This is a genomic window from Mycobacterium sp. NGS61, assembly GCF_059812325.1.
Genome location: NZ_JCALCL010000006.1, coordinates 69,988 through 88,169, shown reverse-complemented (window position 1 = coordinate 88,169; position 18,182 = coordinate 69,988). Strand labels below are relative to the sequence as shown.

At 64.5% G+C, this 18,182-nt stretch carries 16 protein-coding genes and 1 tRNA gene; 7 read left to right on the top strand and 10 right to left on the bottom strand.

Annotation, left to right across the window (positions count from 1 at the left end):
- Positions 1–8 precede the first annotated feature (8 nt).
- Positions 9–1,787, top strand: coding sequence for a hydroxysqualene dehydroxylase (locus AC5Y3Z_RS14605; protein WP_463825712.1), 1,779 nt, complete (start codon positions 9–11; stop codon positions 1,785–1,787).
- Positions 1,788–1,797: 10 nt separating this feature from the next.
- Here AC5Y3Z_RS14605 and AC5Y3Z_RS14600 read toward each other — a convergent pair whose 3' ends face one another.
- The 3 genes from AC5Y3Z_RS14600 to menJ all read right to left on the bottom strand — a co-directional run bounded on the left by AC5Y3Z_RS14600 (position 1,798) and on the right by menJ (position 4,212).
- Positions 1,798–2,133 (bottom strand): DUF732 domain-containing protein, encoded by a 336-nt coding sequence (locus tag AC5Y3Z_RS14600; protein WP_463825713.1) that lies wholly within the window; start codon positions 2,131–2,133, stop codon positions 1,798–1,800.
- Between the two features lie 33 nt (positions 2,134–2,166).
- Positions 2,167–2,856 carry a class I SAM-dependent methyltransferase gene (locus AC5Y3Z_RS14595; RefSeq protein ID WP_473139381.1) on the bottom strand — a complete coding sequence of 230 codons (690 nt, stop codon included), beginning with the start codon at positions 2,854–2,856 and terminating at the stop codon, positions 2,167–2,169.
- 126 nt (positions 2,857–2,982) lie between these two features.
- Positions 2,983–4,212, bottom strand: a complete 1,230-nt coding sequence (menJ, locus tag AC5Y3Z_RS14590; RefSeq protein WP_463825715.1) for a menaquinone reductase MenJ — start codon at positions 4,210–4,212, stop codon at positions 2,983–2,985.
- Positions 4,213–4,233: 21 nt separating this feature from the next.
- Here menJ and grcC1 point away from each other — a divergent pair, with 21 nt between their 5' ends.
- A complete protein-coding gene (grcC1, locus tag AC5Y3Z_RS14585) occupies positions 4,234–5,241 on the top strand; it encodes a nonaprenyl/(2E,6E)-farnesyl/geranylgeranyl diphosphat synthase (RefSeq protein ID WP_473139380.1) in 1,008 nt (335 codons plus the stop codon).
- 92 nt (positions 5,242–5,333) lie between these two features.
- On the top strand, positions 5,334–6,197 hold the full coding sequence (htpX, locus tag AC5Y3Z_RS14580) for a zinc metalloprotease HtpX (protein WP_463825717.1): 864 nt from the start codon (positions 5,334–5,336) through the stop codon (positions 6,195–6,197).
- A gap of 3 nt (positions 6,198–6,200) precedes the next feature.
- Here the strand turns inward: htpX and AC5Y3Z_RS14575 are convergent, their stop codons facing one another.
- From AC5Y3Z_RS14575 to AC5Y3Z_RS14560, 4 genes are all read right to left on the bottom strand, one after another.
- Positions 6,201–7,709, bottom strand: coding sequence for a SulP family inorganic anion transporter (locus tag AC5Y3Z_RS14575; RefSeq protein WP_473139379.1), 1,509 nt, complete (start codon positions 7,707–7,709; stop codon positions 6,201–6,203).
- 248 nt (positions 7,710–7,957) lie between these two features.
- Positions 7,958–8,983: an NAD(P)H-dependent glycerol-3-phosphate dehydrogenase gene (locus AC5Y3Z_RS14570; protein WP_463825719.1), complete on the bottom strand. Its 1,026-nt coding sequence runs from the start codon at positions 8,981–8,983 to the stop codon at positions 7,958–7,960.
- A gap of 60 nt (positions 8,984–9,043) precedes the next feature.
- On the bottom strand, positions 9,044–10,552 hold the full coding sequence (locus tag AC5Y3Z_RS14565) for a flavin-containing monooxygenase (RefSeq protein WP_473139378.1): 1,509 nt from the start codon (positions 10,550–10,552) through the stop codon (positions 9,044–9,046).
- Between the two features lie 32 nt (positions 10,553–10,584).
- The gene (locus AC5Y3Z_RS14560) at positions 10,585–11,076 is read right to left on the bottom strand and encodes a YajQ family cyclic di-GMP-binding protein (RefSeq protein WP_463825721.1); all 492 of its coding nucleotides are present in this window, start codon (positions 11,074–11,076) and stop codon (positions 10,585–10,587) included.
- Positions 11,077–11,146: 70 nt separating this feature from the next.
- On the opposite strand from AC5Y3Z_RS14560, the gene AC5Y3Z_RS14555 reads away from it, so the two are divergent.
- From AC5Y3Z_RS14555 to AC5Y3Z_RS14540, 4 genes are all read left to right on the top strand, one after another.
- Positions 11,147–11,230, top strand: a tRNA-Tyr gene (locus AC5Y3Z_RS14555).
- Between the two features lie 44 nt (positions 11,231–11,274).
- A complete protein-coding gene (locus AC5Y3Z_RS14550) occupies positions 11,275–12,078 on the top strand; it encodes a crotonase/enoyl-CoA hydratase family protein (RefSeq protein ID WP_473139377.1) in 804 nt (267 codons plus the stop codon).
- 106 nt (positions 12,079–12,184) lie between these two features.
- Positions 12,185–13,660 carry a flavin-containing monooxygenase gene (locus AC5Y3Z_RS14545; protein ID WP_463825722.1) on the top strand — a complete coding sequence of 492 codons (1,476 nt, stop codon included), beginning with the start codon at positions 12,185–12,187 and terminating at the stop codon, positions 13,658–13,660.
- An 11-nt stretch (positions 13,661–13,671) separates the two neighbouring features.
- Complete coding sequence (locus tag AC5Y3Z_RS14540; protein WP_473139376.1) at positions 13,672–14,817, top strand: acyl-CoA dehydrogenase family protein; 1,146 nt, start codon at positions 13,672–13,674, stop codon at positions 14,815–14,817.
- Here the strand turns inward: AC5Y3Z_RS14540 and AC5Y3Z_RS14535 are convergent.
- The 3 genes from AC5Y3Z_RS14535 to AC5Y3Z_RS14525 form a co-directional block, all read right to left on the bottom strand.
- Positions 14,814–15,596: an emopamil-binding protein gene (locus AC5Y3Z_RS14535; protein WP_473139375.1), complete on the bottom strand. Its 783-nt coding sequence runs from the start codon at positions 15,594–15,596 to the stop codon at positions 14,814–14,816. The two genes, AC5Y3Z_RS14540 and AC5Y3Z_RS14535, sit on opposite strands and share 4 nt — an antisense overlap.
- A 66-nt stretch (positions 15,597–15,662) precedes the next feature.
- On the bottom strand, positions 15,663–16,595 hold the full coding sequence (locus tag AC5Y3Z_RS14530; protein ID WP_473139503.1) for an LLM class F420-dependent oxidoreductase: 933 nt from the start codon (positions 16,593–16,595) through the stop codon (positions 15,663–15,665).
- 13 nt (positions 16,596–16,608) lie between these two features.
- Complete coding sequence (locus tag AC5Y3Z_RS14525) at positions 16,609–18,162, bottom strand: long-chain-fatty-acid--CoA ligase (protein WP_473139374.1); 1,554 nt, start codon at positions 18,160–18,162, stop codon at positions 16,609–16,611.
- Positions 18,163–18,182 lie beyond the last annotated feature (20 nt).

Genomic DNA, 18,182 nt, shown 5'->3' with positions numbered 1-18,182 from the left:
TTGTTGGCGTGACCAGCGCACCGCGTCCCGCATACCGGGTGTCACGTCGCTCGATGCTTGCCGCTACCGCGGCTGCCGCGTTGTCCTGCACGATGCCGATGAGTCGTGCCGCTCCCGGCAATTCGGTCGCGGTGTTCGGGGCCGGTGTGGCAGGCCTGACGGCGGCTCATGAGCTGGTCGACCGCGGGTACACCGTGACCGTGTACGAACGTAAAGCGCTGGGCGGCAAGGCGCGTTCGATTCCGGTGCCGAATTCGGGTGCCACCCCGCTGCCAGCCGAACACGGCTTCCGGTTCTTCCCAGGCTTCTATCGCAATGTCACCGACACGATGCGTCGAATTCCGTTCAGCGGCAACGCGAACGGCGTGTGGAACAACCTTACCCGGGCGACGTCATACCTGCATTCGGGGATGGGTCGCGCCGATCTGACGATCCCGCTGCCGTTTCCGTTGCCTACGATTCCTAATCCGATCACGCCGAAGGCGTTCATCGAATCGGTCACTACGGTCTTCCAGACACTGTTCCGGTTGCCGTTGTGGGAAGCCGCCTATGCGGCACAGAAACTCGCCGTCTACGTGTCCAGCTGTACCGAGCGGAAGCTCGGTCAATGGGACTACATGACGTGGGAGGATTTCATCGGTGCGAACAAGAGATCGGCGGAATACAACCGCTATCTGGCCGACGGGATCATCCGGAACCTGGCGGCGTCGAAATCCAAAGATGCCAGCGCACATTCGATCGGCTTGGTCGGTGAGGCATCGGTCTGGTCGATTCTGTTGTTCGGCAATGACCGCGACTGCAAGGGCTTCGACCGGGTGCTCAACGGCCCGACCAGCTCCCAGTGGATCGACCCGTGGGTCGACCACCTCACCTCGCTGGGCGTCACTTTCAAAGTGGGGCAGGCGCTGTCCCGGCTCACGCCGAACGGATCGCACATCGCGTCGGCCACCGTGGTTGACGGCAACGGATTTCCGCAACCGGTCGTTGCGGACTGGTACGTTTCGGCGATCCCGTGTGAGAAGCTCGCAGCGGTGCTCACGCCGGACGTGATTGCCGCCGACCCGGTCCTCGGCAACGTCGCACAGCTGCGGACCGAGTGGATGAACGGGTTGATGTTCTATCTCAAGGAGCGCGTGGACGTGACCAAGGGCCACGTCAATTACGTCGACTCGGGGTGGGGACTGACCTCGATCAGCGAAGAGCAATTCTGGAAGCGCAGCCTCACCACCTACGGCGACGGAACCGTCAAAGACTGCCTGTCCGCGATCATTTCGGACTGGAGCACGCCGGGCAATTTCAACCGCAAGAGTGCACGGCAGTGCACGCCGACTGAGATCGCGCAGGAAGCGTGGGCGCAGATCAAGGCGCATCTGAGCGACACCGGACATGTGGTCGACGACTCGATGCTGCATTCCTGGTTTCTGGATCCGTCGATCATGGACTCGGGCACGCCCAATGTCCGCAACGATGAACCGCTGTTCATCCAGGATCCCGGTTCGTGGGCGCGGCGGCCCAGCGCGGTCACCGGTATCGACAACCTGTTCCTCGCGGGGGAGTGGATCAAGACCGATCAGAACGTGACGACGATGGAGGGCGCCAACGAAGGGGGCCGCTACGCCGCCAACGGAGTCCTGGACGCGTCGGGATATGTGGGCCAGAAGGTCAACGTGGTCAACCTTTTTCAGGCACCGTGGTGGAATCCGCTCAAGACTGCCGACCGGATCCGATACCGCAAGGGCCTACCGAACGCCCTCGACATTCTCGACACCCGCCGGCCGAGCGGTTAGCTCAGGGAAGTCAGCGGCCTACCCGCTGGAGGAAGCCGGCCTGTTCTGGGCAGTAGTGGTCGATCGCGGCGCCGAGGAACTGGAACGCCTGCCCCTGGGTGGTCTTCAGCGGCAGATTGCGCTGCAGGAAGGTCGCCGACTTGTACGCGTCGCCGTCCACGCCGCGCTCGATCCGTTGACAGCTGATTTTGGCCAGCCACGCGTTGTAGTCCTGCGGGCCGTAAATGCCGTACGTGTGTAACTGGGCGTTGAACGGCGCGTCGTAGTCGTCAGCCCCGGCGGGCGCCGCCGACCCGACAGCGGCGGCCGCCAGAGCGGCGAAAGTAGCCAGCGTAGTTACCTTCATTAGACGGACTATACACCTGGGCGGTGCACGCTATCAGCCCAGATGCGCTGATAGCAGCCAGGCGCCGACGGACATGCGGCCGTCGCCTTCGTCGCGTGCATCGAAGCCGGGCATGCCGGGAACACCGGCCGGAACCTGCGCGTGGATGCGGGCCGGGCGGATGTCGTCGATCACCCAGTGCTTGGCAACCACCTCGCGCAGTTCGTCCTCGGTTACGGCATTCACCGGTCCCTCGCCGGGCAACGCGGCCTTGTCGAAGACCAGCACGAAATACGACGCGCCAGGTGCGGCGGCACGCACGATCGAGCGCTGGTAGCCCTCGCGCAGTTCAACCGGCATCGAGTGGAACAACGTGCTGTCCACGATCGTGTCGAAGCGTCCGGCCGAATCGGCCGGATAGGTGTCGAAATCGCTGATATCGGCCACCGCGAAGCTGGCGTTGGAGATGCGCCGCTGCTCGGCCGCGCGCTGGGCCAGCTCGATTGCCGTAGGTGAGGCGTCCAGGCCGACGGTGCGGTGCCCGCGTTCGGCCAGGGCCAGCGAGATCGCGCCCTCGCCACAACCGGCGTCGAGCACGTCACCTTTGAACTTGCCCCGCTCGATCAGCGCAGCCAGCTCGGGCTGGGGTTCGCCGATGCTCCACGGGGGCCGGACGCCTGCGCCGAATTGTGGGGAGTCGCCGCGGTAGGCCGATTCGAACTGAAAATCCACTGGTGCATTCATGACTCCATGTATATCAACCAGACTGATATATGTCAACCAGCCTGATATATCCTTCCCTGGCGCGAGCAGACGCAAAAGCCCCCTATTTCTGCGGAAATAAGGGGCTTTTGCGTCTGCTCGGCACACTCAGGTGAACGGTGGGCGCCGATCGAGCAGCCGCGAGGCACGTCCGCCGCCGCGCCACGCACGCGCCACCCAGTCGGCGTCGTCTTCGGTGACCAGATTCGCCATCACCCGGACGGCGATGCGCATCATCGCGGTGGAGCGCATCGCGATCGGCCCGGTTGCGGGCAGGAACCGCTGGAACGTCAGCAGCAGCGCCAGTCTGCGTGCTACCGAGAAGCCGCGGGCGTAGTGGTCGGTCAGCAAAGCCGGCCACTGCTGTGACAGGTCATCGGAGTCCAGCATCTCGGCGGCCAGTCGGCCCGTCTCCAGCCCGTAGTCGATGCCCTCACCGTTGAGCGGGTTGACGCAGGCCGCGGCATCGCCGATCAGCATCCAGTTCGGCCCGGCCACCCCGGACACCGCGCCGCCCATCGGCAGCAGGGCCGAGGCCACCGCCCGCGGCGGCCCCTCGAAGCCCCATTCCGCACGCCGCAGGTCGGTGTAGTACGAGATCAGTGGCCGTAGCGCCAAGTCGGCCGGTCGCTTGGTGGTCGACAGCGCACCCACGCCGATGTTCACCTCGCCGTTGCCCAGCGGGAAGATCCAGCCGTAGCCGGGGAGTACCGCGCCGTCGGGCGAGCGCAATTCCAGATGCGACGTCAGCCATGGGTCGTCGGCACGCTCGGTGGCCAGGTACGCGCGGGCCGCAACGCCGTACACCGTTTCCTGATGCCAGCGCCGGCCCAGTTTGCGGCCCAGCGGGGACCGTGCCCCGTCGGCGACGATCAGCCGGTCGCACCGCACCTCGGTGCGGTCGGCCAACGTCAACGAGGTCACCCGCCGAGACGAATCATGATGCACAGCAACAGCTTTAGAGCCAAGCATCATGCGCGCGCCGGACTCCTCGGCGACCTTGCGGATCCGGTCGTCGAGTTCCAGGCGCGCCACCGCACTGCTGTAGGACGGGAACGACGGGCCGGGCCACTCGACTTCCAGCTCGCCACCGAAACCGCTCATCCGCAGGCCGCGGTGCTGGATGCGCCCGGCCAGCCAGTCGCCGAGCCCCAACCGTTGCATCTCGTCGATGGCGCGCGGGGTCAGCCCGTCGCCGCAAGCCTTGTCACGCGGAAAGCTGGCCGAATCGATGACGAGCACATCGCGACCCGCACGAGCGGCCCAGGCGGCCGCCGCCGACCCGGCCGGCCCGGCGCCCACCACCACGACGTCGGCCTGGGAGACTCTCGTGTTCACGCTCACCAGTATGTTGGTCGAATGAGAACTCCGGCGACCGTGGTGGCGGGCGTTGACCTAGGCGATGCCGAATTTGCCGCGACGGTTCGAGACGGTGTCGCCCGGGTCGAGGAGCTGATGGACGCCGAACTGCGCGGCTCCGACGAGGTGATGACCGAGTCGCTGCTGCACCTGTTCAAAGCCGGTGGCAAACGATTCCGCCCGCTGTTCACCGTGCTGGCCGCGCACACCGGGCCGAACCCGGTCAACACCGAAGTCACACTGGCCGGCGCGATCGTCGAGCTCATTCACCTCGCGACGCTCTATCACGACGATGTGATGGACGAGGCCGAGGTGCGCCGCGGCGCGCCCAGTGCCAACGCGCGGTGGGGCAACAACGTGGCCATCCTGGCCGGTGACTATCTGCTGGCGACATCGTCGCGGCTGGTGTCCCGATTGGGCCCGGAGGCGGTGCGCATCGTCGCAGAGACGTTCGCCGAGCTGGTCACCGGACAGATGCGCGAGACGCGCGGTGCGCCCGACGGGGCGGACCGCATCGCGCAGTACCTGAAGGTGGTCCACGAAAAGACGGGCAGCCTGATCGGTGCCGCGGGCCGGTTCGGTGGGATGTTCTCCGGCGCCGACGACGACCAGGTCGAGCGGTTGAGCCGGTTGGGCGCCATCGTGGGCACCGCGTTCCAGATCGCCGACGACATCATCGACATCGACAGCGACTCCGAGGAGTCGGGCAAGGTACCCGGAACCGACCTGCGCGAGGGCGTACGGACGCTGCCGATGTTGTACGCCCTGCAGGAGACCGGCCCCGACGGCGCCCGGTTGCGAGAGCTGCTGGCCGGTCCGATTCACGACGATGCACAGGTCCGCGAGGCGCTCATGTTGCTGCGGGCGTCGTCGGGCATGGCCAAGGCCAAGGAAACCCTCGCGCAGTACGCGGCGCAGGCGCATCACGAGCTGGGCCTGTTACCGGAGGGCCCGGGGCGGGGGGCGTTGCAGGCGCTGGTCGACTACACCGTCAGCCGGCATGGCTAGGCATTTCCCCGGCGTATGGAACCCTGACTGTGCCTCCGGGCGTTGATCGGCTGTAATCGAATAAAGCCGACGTGTTCGTAGGGGGCACACCAATGACCTGGCATCCGCATGCCAACAGGTTGAAGACGTTCGTGCTGTTAGTCGGTATGTCCGCGATGATCGTCTTCGCCGGCGCTTTGTTCGGCCGAACGGCGCTGATTTTTGCGACGCTGTTCGCTGTCGGCATCAACGTCTACACCTATTTCAACAGCGACAAGCTGGCGCTGCGCGCCATGCATGCCCAACCGGTTTCCGAATTGCAGGAACCGATGATGTACCGCATTGTGCGCGAGTTGGCTACCGCTGCCCGCCAACCGATGCCGCGCTTGTTCATCAGCGACACCAGCGCGCCCAATGCGTTCGCCACCGGGCGCAATCCGCGCAATGCCGCGGTGTGCTGCACCACCGGCATCCTGCGGATCCTCAACGAGCGCGAGTTGCGTGCTGTGTTGGGCCACGAGCTCTCGCACGTCTACAACCGCGACATCTTGATCTCCTGTGTGGCCGGGGCGCTGGCGTCGGTGATCACCGCGCTGGCCAACATGGCCATGTGGTTCGGAGCGTTCGGCGGCAATCGCGAGGGCGGCACCAATCCGTTTGCGCTGCTGCTGGTTTCGCTGCTGGGCCCGATCGCGGCGACGGTCGTGCGGCTGGCGGTCTCCCGTTCGCGCGAGTACCAGGCGGACGAGTCGGGCGCCTTGCTGACCGGTGATCCGCTGGCCCTGGCGTCGGCGCTGCGCAAGATCTCCGGCGGCGTGCAACTGGCCCCGCTGCCCCCGGAGCCACAACTCGCCAACCAGGCACACCTGATGATCGCCAACCCGTTCCGCGCGGGTGAGCGCATCGGGTCGCTGTTCTCGACGCACCCGCCGATCGAGGACCGGATCCGCCGGCTGGAGCAGATGGCGCGGGGGTGAGCGTCAGGCCGCTGCGTCGCGCACCAGCGTGAGTGTCCGTGGCGTATTGCCGTGTTCCAGCAGGCCCTCGATCAGGACCGTGCCCCCGGTGGCGTGATGCTGGCGTTGCCAATCGGTAATTGCTTGGTGCGCAGCATGATCGAGGTAACTGACAGCGATATGCAGAGTGACAGTTGCGCGTTCGGGGACCGATGTCAGCACCCTGGTCAGCCGGGGCAGGCTGAGGAACGTGCACGCACCCTCGACGATCACCCGCCATTCGTCGCCGTCGCTGACTGCTTCCACCTTGGCCCGAACCACCCGCCAGCCGGTCATCGCGATCGCCAGAACCAGCCCGATCAACACCCCGTGTAACAGGTTGAGGAAGACCACCGCGACGATCGTCACCAGATAGATAGCGAAATCGCCTGTTTTGAAGGCTGTTTCGATGTGTGCGGGCTGCAGCAGTTGGATGCCGATCACAATCAGCAGACCGGCCAGCGCAGCACTGGGGATCTGTTCGATCAGGCCGGCGAACGGAAGGGCGAACAGCAGGATCCAGAATCCGTGCAGGATCGTCGCGGCGCTGGTTTTGGCGCCCGCTTTGATGTTCGCCGCACTGCGCACGATCACCCCGGCGATGGGCAGGCCGCCGACGGCGCCCGAGACGATGTTGGAAGCGCCCTGTCCGATCAGTTCACGGTCCAGGTTGGTCCGCGGACCGCTGTGCATCCGGTCGGTCGCCACCGCGGTCAGCAGACTCTGCACGCTCGTGATCAGTGTGACGGTGATGACGCCGAGCGCGACGGCACCCCAGTTGCCGTGAGGCATCGCAGGCAGTTGCAGCGCATCCAGGATCGAACCTTCCAGCGTGATCCGGGAGACATTGAACGGAAATGCCACCGAGGCGGCGGTTACCACGACGATGGCGACCAATGGACCGGGAACCGCGGCCAGCTTGGCCGGTGCCCAGCGCCAGGCAACCATGATGGCGATCACCATCAGGCCTAAGAAGAGTCCGGGTCGGTGCGCGCCGACGATCTGGGCGGGCAACTCCACGACGTTCACCCAGGCCGAACTGTGTGACTCACCACCCAGCAGCACGTGCGTCTGTTGCAGCGCGATGGTGATACCGATACCGGCCAGCATTGCATGCACTACCACGGGCGAAATGGCGAGCGCCGCACGCGCAACCCGGCTCAGTCCCAGCAGAACCTGCAGGAGGCCGGCAACTGCTGTGATGAAGCAAGTGATGCCCCAACCGAATTCGGCGATCAGGTCGGCGACGATCACGGTCAGGCCGGCGGCCGGGCCACTGACCTGCAGGGGTGATCCCCCCAGGGCGCCACCGATTACTCCACCCACGATCGCGGCGATCAGGCCGGCCAATACCGGTGCATCCGAAGCGATCGCGATCCCCAACGACAACGGCAAGGCGACCAGGAAGACGACCAGCGACGCAGGCAGGTCGTGCTGAAAGACCGCACGCAGCTTGGACTGGCCAGAACTCTCGCATTGCTCAACGTCGTGCATCGAAAGCTCCCTTGTCGGCATTGTGGGGCGCATTGGTGCTTCCGCACCCCGGGTCACGCTTCATAACGTGGCCGTAACATCTTGGCGCACAAACGAATACGAACTTCCCGAAACCGCGATGTCACGGGCCGGACCGTCTGTCGACCTCCGATTGACGGTATGGGCGGTGCTAGGTACGGGCAACCTGACGCGCCAGGTGCATACCGAACCCAAATGTTAGGTAGCGCGTATGAAAATAGGGAGCGAGCCTAGAAACCCGACCCGTGCACCTCGTGCCCGGGCTCTTCGGCGGCCAGGCCGGCGTAGGCCTGCTCGACGGTAGAGCCGTGGTTGATGACGGCATCGACCTCGCGGGCGATCGGCATGTTCAGCCCGAACTCCGTGGCGAACTTCATGATCACGCCAGCGGCCTTGACACCCTCGGCGACCTGGTTCATGGACTCGATGATCTCTTCGATTTTCTTGCCCGCGCCCAACTGCTCGCCGACGTGTCGATTGCGGCTGCGCTGGCTGGTACAGGTGACGATCAGGTCGCCGAGGCCCGCCAGGCCGGGGAAGGTTTCGGCCTTCCCGCCCATCGCGACGCCGAGCTTGGTCATTTCGCGCAGTGCCCGCGCGATCACCAGCGCCCTGGTGTTCTCGCCGATGCCTAGGGAGTAACCCATGCCGACCGCGATCGCGAAGACGTTTTTGAGGGCGCCGGCCATCTCGACCCCGACCACGTCGTCGGTGGTGTAGACGCGGAAGCGCTGGGTCCGGAACAGGCCGGACAGTCGGGTCGCCAGGTGCTGGTCGGGCATGGCCAGGACCGCCGCCGCGGCATAGCCCTCAGCCACCTCCCGGGCGATGTTCGGTCCGGCCAGGATGCCTGCCGGGTGTCCCGGCAACAGTTCCTCGACGATCTGCGACATCCGCATGTTGGTGTCCTGCTCGAGCCCTTTGACCAGCGACACCACCGGAACCCAGGGGCGCAGTTCCTTCCTGAGCTCGGTCAGCACCCCGCGGAATCCGTGGGACGGCACGCCCATGACGAGAACGTCGGCGCAGTGTGCGGCCTCGGAGAAGTCAGTGGTGGCGGTCAGGTTCTCGCTCAGCACCACTTCGTTGCCGAGATAGCGGGTGTTGCGGTGATTGTCGTTGATGTCCTTGGCGGTGTCTTCCGATCGCACCCACTGCAACGTGGGACTCCGGCGTGCACAGATGGACGCGACGGTGGTGCCCCACGAGCCTCCGCCGAGGACTACGACTTGCGGTTCGCGCTTGTCAGCTGCCATGGGCTTCACCCTATTGCGGTCACCTGTCATTTGACAGCGGTTCTCCGATGGAGCGTCGCCTCAACCCGCCAGTGCGGCCCGGTCGGTCGCGCGGCCGAACGTCATCGCCTCGTCGATACGGTCGAACCGGTAGTCGATCGCGTCGGCGAAGTAGTTCTGTCGCACGTTCCACGGTCGCTTGGTTCCTGATTTGGGCAGTGCATGCAGTGCCCGTCGCACGTAACCGGCCTGAATGTCCCAGGACGGTTTCTCGGGCATCGGCTGATCGCCCAGGTGTGGGCTGGCGTGCGTATATCCGTGCGCAGACATGTATTCCAGCAGTTTGGCTGTCGCGCGGGCCGTCATGTCGGCGCGCAGGGTCCAGGACGCATTCGTATAGCCCACGCACCAGAACAGATTGGGCACGTCCTCGAGCATGTGGGCTTTGTAGACGAAGCGGTCGGTGGGGTTGATCGCCTCGCCGTCGATGCTCAGGGTTGCGCCGCCGAGTGCCTGCAGTTGCAAACCGGTGGCGGTGACGATGATGTCGGCGTCGAGGTGCGTCCCGGACTTCAGCACGATGCCGGTCGCGTCGAAGTGGTCGATCAGGTCGGTGACCACTTCGGCACGGCCTGCGCTGATGGCGTTGAAGAGGTCACCATCGGGGATCAGGCACATCCGCTGGTCCCAGGGGTTGTAGCGCGGCTTGAAATGAATGTCGACCGCGTAACCCTCGGGCAGGTTCTGCACCGCCTTGCGGCGCAGGGACCATTTGATCAAGGCCGGCGTCTTGCGCGACAGGAACCAGATCACGCCCTCCATGAGAGCGTTGTAGAAACGGACGAGGAGGTGAGAAACCCTGCGCGGCAACAATATCCGGCTGACCCACGCTAGCCTGCTGTACTTGGACGCCGAGACGATATAGGTCGGGGAGCGCTGCAGCATGGTGACTTTGGCCGCGCGTTCGGCCATTGAAGGAATCAGCGTTACGGCCGTGGCGCCGCTCCCGATGACCACCACGTTCTTGCCGCTGTATTCGAGGTCCTCCGGCCAGTGCTGGGGATGCACGACGGTGCCGCTGAAGTTCTCGATGCCGGGGAATTCGGGGGTGTAGCCCTGGTCGTAGTTGTAGTAGCCACTGGCGAAGAACAGGAATCGGCATCGGCAGTGCCTGGTGGATCCGTTCTGCTCGACGGTGACTGTCCAGGTGTCGGTTGCCGAATCCCAATCTGCGTGGCGCACATAGCTGTTGAACTGGATGTGCTCGTCGATGCCGTACTTGCGGGCCGTGTCTACCAGGTACTCGCGGATGTGCGGGCCGTCGGCGACACCTTCCTCGCGTGTCCACGGCTCGAAGGGGAAGCTCAGCGTGAAGATGCTGCTATCGGAACGCACGCCCGGATATCTGAACAGATCCCAGGTGCCGCCGATGCGTTCGCGCCGCTCCAAGATGGTGTAACTGAGCGACGGGTTGCGCTGCCCGATCCGGTATGCCGCGCCGAGTCCGGAAATTCCGGCGCCGACGATCAAAACGTCGACGTCGTAGGGCTTGGCTGATTCGCGCTCGGCATCTGGTTGAGTCACGGTCATCGTGAACCTCGCTTGGGTCTTGGTCGGGCCGGCTACCGGTAGTTCACGAACTGCAGGGCCACGTCGAGGTCGGCCTGCTTGAGCAAAGCCTGAACGGCCTGCAGGTCGTCGCGCTTCTTGCTGGTGACCCGAACCTCGTCACCCTGGATCTGCGTCTTGACCGACTTGGGTCCCTCGTCGCGGATGAGCTTGGTGATTTTCTTGGCATGCTCGCTGTCGATGCCCTGCTTGAGGGTGCCGCTGACCTTGTAGGTCTTGCCCGAGGCCTGCGGATCGCCCGCCTCGAATGCCTTCATCGAGATGTCGCGGCGGATCAACTTCTCCTTGAAGACGTCGACGGCCGCTTTGACCCGCTCCTCGGTGGACGAGATCAGCTCGATACTCTCCTCACCCTTCCAAGCGATCGTGGTGTCGGTGCCACGGAAGTCGAACCGGGTGGACAGTTCTTTGGCGGCCTGGTTGAGCGCGTTGTCGACCTCCTGGCGGTCAACCTTGCTGACGATGTCGAACGACGAGTCCGCCATGCGATTGGCCCTTTCTCATCGGTGCTAGCCGTTTGTGAAATGTCTACCCGCTCGTTGTACCCTGCTAGGCGGCAGGTTGCCCGAGCGGCCAATGGGAGCGGACTGTAAATCCGTCGCGAAAGCTACACTGGTTCGAATCCAGTACCTGCCACCACCACTGCAGCAGTGCGTATTCGGCTTGCGGAGTAGATTTCACGCGTGAGCGAAGATCGAGTTCGGGTGCAGGTCGGCGCCGATGGCATAGCGACTGCGACCATGGTTCGCGCCGACAAGCACAATGCGCTGGACCGGGCCATGTTCGAGAGTTTGGTGGACGCCGCCGCGCAACTGGCAGCGGATAAGTCGGTGCGGGCGGTCGTGCTGCACGGCGAAGGGAAGAGCTTCTGCTCGGGCCTCGATGTGGCCAGCTTCATGTCCGGGCAGGGCGGCGTCGGCGTGCTGATGGAACGCGACGGCGACCGGGTGGCCAACCTGGCGCAGCGGGTGTCCTATGACTGGTCGCTGGTGCCCGCGCCGGTCATCGCCGCGATCCACGGCAATTGCTTCGGCGGCGGATTGCAGATCGCCCTGGGTGCCGACATCCGGATCGCCGCGCCATCAGCGAAGCTGTCCGTCATGGAGGTCAAGTGGGGCCTGGTGCCCGACATGGGCATCACGCAGACGCTGCCGCGACTGGTACCCATCGACGTCGCCAAAGAGTTGACGTTCACCGGTCGCATCGTCAGCGGCAGCGAGGCAGTGGCCCTCGGGTTGGTCACCCGCAGCACCGACGATCCCTTGGCCGCGGCGCTGGCGCTTGCAGCCGAGATCGCGCAGAGGTCTCCGGATGCGGTGCGCGCCGCCAAGCGTCTCTACGACCGCACCTGGGTCAGCGACGACACCGCTGCCGCCCTGTTGCTCGAATCCGAGCTACAAGACGGATTGATCGGCAAGCCCAATCAACTCGCCGCCGTCAAGGCCGGCATGACTGGCGAGCCGCCGGTCTTCGCCGACCCTGCGTGAGCGGCGTCGGCGGTTCCGATCGTCGGCACCCCGGGCACCTGGAACGTCGTCCTCTCTGTCCGACAGTCTGTTGACTTGCTCAACACAGTGTTGATAATTTCGGGACATGACTGAAACAGTCGATGTCGTCATCGTCGGAGCCGGCATTTCCGGCATCAGTGCAGCCTGGCATCTGCAGAAACGGTGCCCAACAAAGCGGTACCTGATCCTGGAGCGGCGCGACAAGCTCGGTGGCACCTGGGACCTGTTCAAATATCCCGGGATCCGCTCCGACTCCGACATGTACACGCTGGGCTTCCGGTTCAAGCCGTGGGCGTCCGAGCAGGCGATTGTCGACGGGCCGTCGATCTGGAACTACCTGAACGAGACGGCCACCGAGAACGGCATCGACCAGCACATGCGGTTCGGCACCAAGGTGGTGGCCGCCAACTGGTCCGACGACGACGGGTTGTGGGAGTTGACCGTCGAGCAGGACGGGAAGCGCAGCCAGATCAACTGCGGCTTCCTGTGGGCGTGCTCGGGCTACTACAACTACGACGAGGGTTTCTCGCCGGAATTCCCGGGGGCCGACGACTTCGCAGGCACCATCGTGCACCCACAACACTGGCCCGAGGACCTCGACTACCAGGGCAAGAAGATTGTGGTGATCGGTAGCGGTGCGACCGCGATCACGCTGATTCCTGCTCTGATTGATTCCGGTGCCGGTCACGTCACCATGCTGCAGCGGACACCGACCTACATCGGTGCGTTGCCCGACAAAGACAGTTTCGCTGCCCGCGCATACAAATACGCTCCCGAGAAACAGGCCTACACCGCGGTGCGCTGGAAAGCGATCCTGCAGAGCACACTGCAATATCAACTGGCCCGGAAATTCCCGAACACTTTCCGAAAAGCACTGCGCACCATGGCTACCCGTCGGCTGCCCGAGGGCTACGACTTCGACAGGCACTTCAGCCCCGACTACAAGCCGTGGGATCAACGCGTCTGCCTGGCGCCCAATGGTGACATCTTCAAGAAGATCCGCAAGGGTAAGGCCGACGTCGTCACCGACACGATCGAAACCTTCACCAAGACCGGTATCAAGCTCTCGTCGGGGGAGGAGCTCGAAGCCGATATCATCGTCACCGCAACGGGTTTGAACGTGCAGTTCTTCGGTGGCGCCGAGGTGCGGCGCAACGGTGCACCGGTTGACCTCGCCGATTCGATGGCCTACAAGGGCATGATGTTGTCGCGGATGCCCAACCTGGCGTTCACCTTCGGCTACACCAACGCGTCCTGGACCCTGAAAGCCGATCTGACATCGGAATTCGTGTGCCGGCTGCTCAATTACATGGACGCCAAGGGTTTCGACATCGTCGTGCCCGCAGATCCCGGTCCGGACGTGGAACCACGGCCATTCGTCGATCTCAAGTCGGGTTACGTCACGCGGGCGCTGGACACGTTACCGAAATCGGGATCGAAGCTGCCCTGGCGGTTGAAGCAGAACTACTTCGTCGACCTCCGGTTGATCCGTAACGGAAAGGTCGACGACGAGAGCCTGGTATTCAGCAAACACCGTGCGACAGCTGAGTTGTCCGCCTGACCTCCGGATCAATGCACCGCACCCTTTTTGACGCCGATCACGACGCATTCCGAAACTCGGTGCGCGATTTCGTCACTCGCTACATCGAGCCCAACGAGGAAAAGTTCATCGAGCAGCGCCGCATCGATCGTGATACCTGGCTGCACGCAGGTGCCAACGGATACCTCGGCCTGGACGTACCCGAAGAGTACGGCGGCAGCGCCGCCGGCGACTACCGGTTCAACGCGGTGCTCGGTGAGGAGTTGGCGCGGTCCAGCGCGGCGGCGGCATCGGCGTTCGGCATCCAGTACGACGTCGTCGCGCCCTACCTGGTCAAGTTGACCACCGAGGAGCAGCGCCGCCGCTGGCTGCCGAAATTCTGCAGTGGCGAGCTGATCACCGCTATCGCAATGACCGAACCGTCGGGCGGGTCCGATCTGGCTGCCCTGAAGACGACTGCCGTCAAAGACGGCACCAGCTACGTCATCAACGGTTCCAAGACGTTCATCACCAATGGCACGCAGGCCGATCTGATCATCGTCGCCGCCCGCACCGATCCGGCGAAGGGTTCGAAGGGCATCACCCTGTTCGCGGTGGAAGCCGACAATCCCGGGTTCAGCCGTGGCCGCAAGCTGGACAAGGTGGGTCAACCCGAGGCCGACACCGCCGAATTGTTCTTCGAGGATGTCCGGGTCGACGAGACCGCGATCATCGGCGAACTCGACCGCGGTTTCATCCACATGATGACCCTGCTGCCCCAGGAGCGAATCAGCGCCGGCGTGGCCAACCTCGCCCACGCGCGCTACGTCCTAGAAGAGACGCTGACCTACGCCCGGGAACGCAAAGCGTTCGGCCAGCCGATCGGCTCGTTGCAGTGGAACAAGTTCCTGCTCGCCGAGATGGTCACCAAACTCGATGTCGCACAAGCATTCGTCGACAAATGCGTCGCCGCCCACGTGGCAGGCCGGCTGACGGCGATCGACGCCGCCAAGGCGAAGTTATGGACCTCCACCGTCCAGAACGAGATCCTCGATCAGTGCGTGCAGATCCACGGTGGGTACGGCTTCATGAACGAATACCGGGTTGCGCGGGCCTGGAAGGATGCTCGGGTGACCAAGATCTGGGCCGGCTCCAACGAGATCATGCGGGAAGTGATCGGCCGCGACCTGGGCCTCTAGAAAGATGCCTGCGCCCCCGCCCGTCGGGTGAGGTGATCGATCTGGAGATGGATCGAATACAGCACCAGCGGCGGCAGCACGATGAACGGAATGTTCTCGGCGAAGAACTTGAAGCCCAGTCCGAAAGCACCCTGCCCGATGTGGCTGAACCCGGCGCCCACTTCCGCCAGGAAGTACACGGCCGTGCTGCTCATCAGCACCGCGACACCGGCGAAAGCGACCCACAGGCAGCGGATACGGGATTCGGCGGGCAGCCCGGATCGGATCAGCCGCGTCCAGGCCGCGAACGCGGTCAACCCGGTACAGACCCCGACCACCTCGAGCGCGAAGATCCACGGATTGCCGCTGACGTAGCGGGTGTCGGCCAGCCCATACTGCCACCACAACCATTTCCAGCCGGGGTCCGTGGTCGGCGCCCACCACCCCAACGGGTGGCCGATCAGGAACACCAGTTCGTACCCGATCTGGCTGCCCGCGGTGTACGGCAGATAGAACAGGGTCAGTTCGGCCGCCCTGTCGAGCCGAGATCGCTGCTCGCCCGGTGCATTCCACAGGATGACGAAGGGCAGCAGCAGCACCGGGATGCCGAAGATCAGGTTGACCACGACATCGGTGGTGAACGTCGGTTTGATGATGCCGATGCCCACGCCGATGGTGACCAACAGGAAGACGGCGAAGGTGAACACCGCGGTGAGTTTGTAGATTTTCAGCCGGTGCGGCGCCCACGGCTGGGCGAAGTCGGTCTCGTGTTCGCGGATCGTCGTCACGTCATCGGGCACGCTGCATCCTCCGTCGCCGAGGCAAGTATCAACTACTTGTGATACCGACCGAGCTTACCGGTTCGGTCAACGCAGTTGGGGCAGCACCTCGCCGGCGACCAGTTCGAGATGCGCCAGGTCGGACATGTCCAGCGTCTGCGCGTACACCCGTTGCACGCCAAGCTCGGCCCACGGGCCCAGCTTGTCGACGATCTCGGCGGGCGTGCCGACCAGCGGACTGTTGGACCGCATCTCGTCCACCTCGCGGCCGATCACCCCGGCCCGGCGGGCGACCTCGGCGTCGTCGCGGCCGGCACACAGCACGAAGGCAGCGGAGTAGACCATCGAGTCCGCGGGCCGCTCGGCGGCGGCTACGGCATCGCGGACCCGGTGAATCTGCTTCTCCGCGACATCCATCGGCACGAACGGAAGGTTGAATTCCGCGGCGTACCGGGCGGCAAGTGCCGGCGTGCGTTTGGCGCCGGTACCCCCGATCACAATCGGCGGGTGCGGGGTCTGGACCGGTTTGGGCAGCGCCGGTGAGTCGGTGACGGTGTAGTACTCGCCGGCGTGCTCGAAGGTCTCGCCCGGCGCCGTCGTCCACAACCCGGTGATAATGGCCAATTGTTCGCTCAATCGGTCGAAGCGTTCCCGTACCGAGGGAAACGGAATCCCGTAAGCATGATGTTCGCTTTCGAACCAGCCACTGCCCAGGCCGAATTCGACTCGTCCACCGCTCATTTCATCCACCTGTGCCACCGCAATCGCGAGCGGTCCGGGGTGACGGAAGGTCGCTGAGGTGACCAGGGTGCCCAGCCGGATGGTCGAGGTTTCCCGCGCGATCGCGCCCAGCGTCACCCACGAGTCGGTCGGGCCGGGCAGGCCGTCGCCGCTCATCGCGCGGTAGTGGTCGGAGCGGAAGAAGGCGTCGAAGCCGGCTTGTTCGGCGGTTTGCGCGACGGCGAGCTGGTCGGCGTAGGTCGCGCCCTGTTGCGGCTCGACGAACACTCGACACTGCAGGGAGCGGCTCACGTCAGTTGCCTTCCAGGTACGGCTTGCGCAGCTCCTTCTTGAGGATCTTGCCGGTCGGATTGCGCGGTAATTCGTCGGTGATGTCGACCGTCTTCGGGCACTTGTAGGCGGCCAGACGCTCGCGGGCAAACGAGATGAGTTCTTTCTCGGTAGCCTCTCCCTCTAGGGCGACAACGGCTTTGACCACTTCGCCCCATCGTTCGTCGGGCACTCCGATCACCGCGACCTCAACCACCGCCGGGTGTTCGGCCAGTACCCGCTCCACCTCGATCGAGTAGATGTTCTCGCCGCCGGAGATGATCATGTCCTTCAAACGGTCCTCGACGAAGACGTAGCCTCCGTCGTCAACCCGGCCGATATCGCCGCTGCGGAACCAACCGTCTTCGGTGATCGCCTCCGCGGTCGCCTCCGGCTGATTGTGATAACCCTTCATCAACTGCGGTGTGCGGAACCACAATTCGCCCTGCTCGCCGGTCGGCACGTCCTCGAGCGTGTACGGATCGACGACCCGCACCTCGGCGTTGGGCACCAACGTCCCGGCGCTGCTGAGCCGCTCCGGGTGGTCTTCGGCGCGGTGTGCTTCGGGCAGCAGGTGGCTGATCACGCCGCAGACTTCGGTCAGGCCGTACGCCTGGATGAAGTCGGTGTCCGGCCACGCTTTCAACGCCGCGCGCAGCAGCGGCAGCGGCATCGGCGACGCGCCATAGGAATACGTTTTGAGCGCGCCGAACAGTTTCACCGCGTCCTCGCCGGATTCCAGCACCTTCGCCAACACCGCGGGGACCAGGAATGTCCGGTTGGCGCCCTTGAGGATCGCGCCGGCCAGCGTCTTGCCGTCGGCGTCGCGCGTCATCACGCTGGGAACCCCGTCGTGAATCCCGAACTGCACGTAGGACGATCCACCGACATGGAACAGCGGCATCGAGACCATGCTCTTGTCGCCCGGATCGAATTCGAAACCCTCGTGCGCGTTGATCGTGTGCGCGATGAGGTTCGCCTGCGTCAGCTGCACCCCCTTGGGGCGCCCGGTGGTACCGGAGGAGTACATGATGATGCACACGTCGTCGGGCTCGACGTCGTCGGCTCTGCCGACCGGTGTCGCGCCGGCCAGCAGAGCCTCGTATTCATCGCCGTCGCCACCTTCGGGCGTCACTTCAATGACGTGTTCGATGCTGTTCAGGTCGCCGCGGATCTTGTCGATATTGGGTTTTAGTTCGGTGCCGACGATGAGCACCTTCGCGCCGGAATCGTTGAGCACGTAGTCGAGTTCGTCGGCGGCCAACCTGAAGTTGATGATCGCGTTGGCCGCACCCAGGGATGCGGCGGCGAATGTCAGCTCCACACAAGCCGGATGATTCTTGTCCAGGAACGCCACCACGTCACCGCGCCCGACACCGAACTCGGTGAGCGCACCGGCCAGCCGGCGTACCCGGTCGTTCCACTGCGACCAGGTCCACTGCCGGTCCAGATAGTCCATCGCCTCGTCGTCGGGCTTGGTCTCGGCCCAATAGGCCAGGCGGTCGTCGAGCAAGCGGGGATCAGGTGGAGTCGACATGACTTGAGCCTCTCATCCTG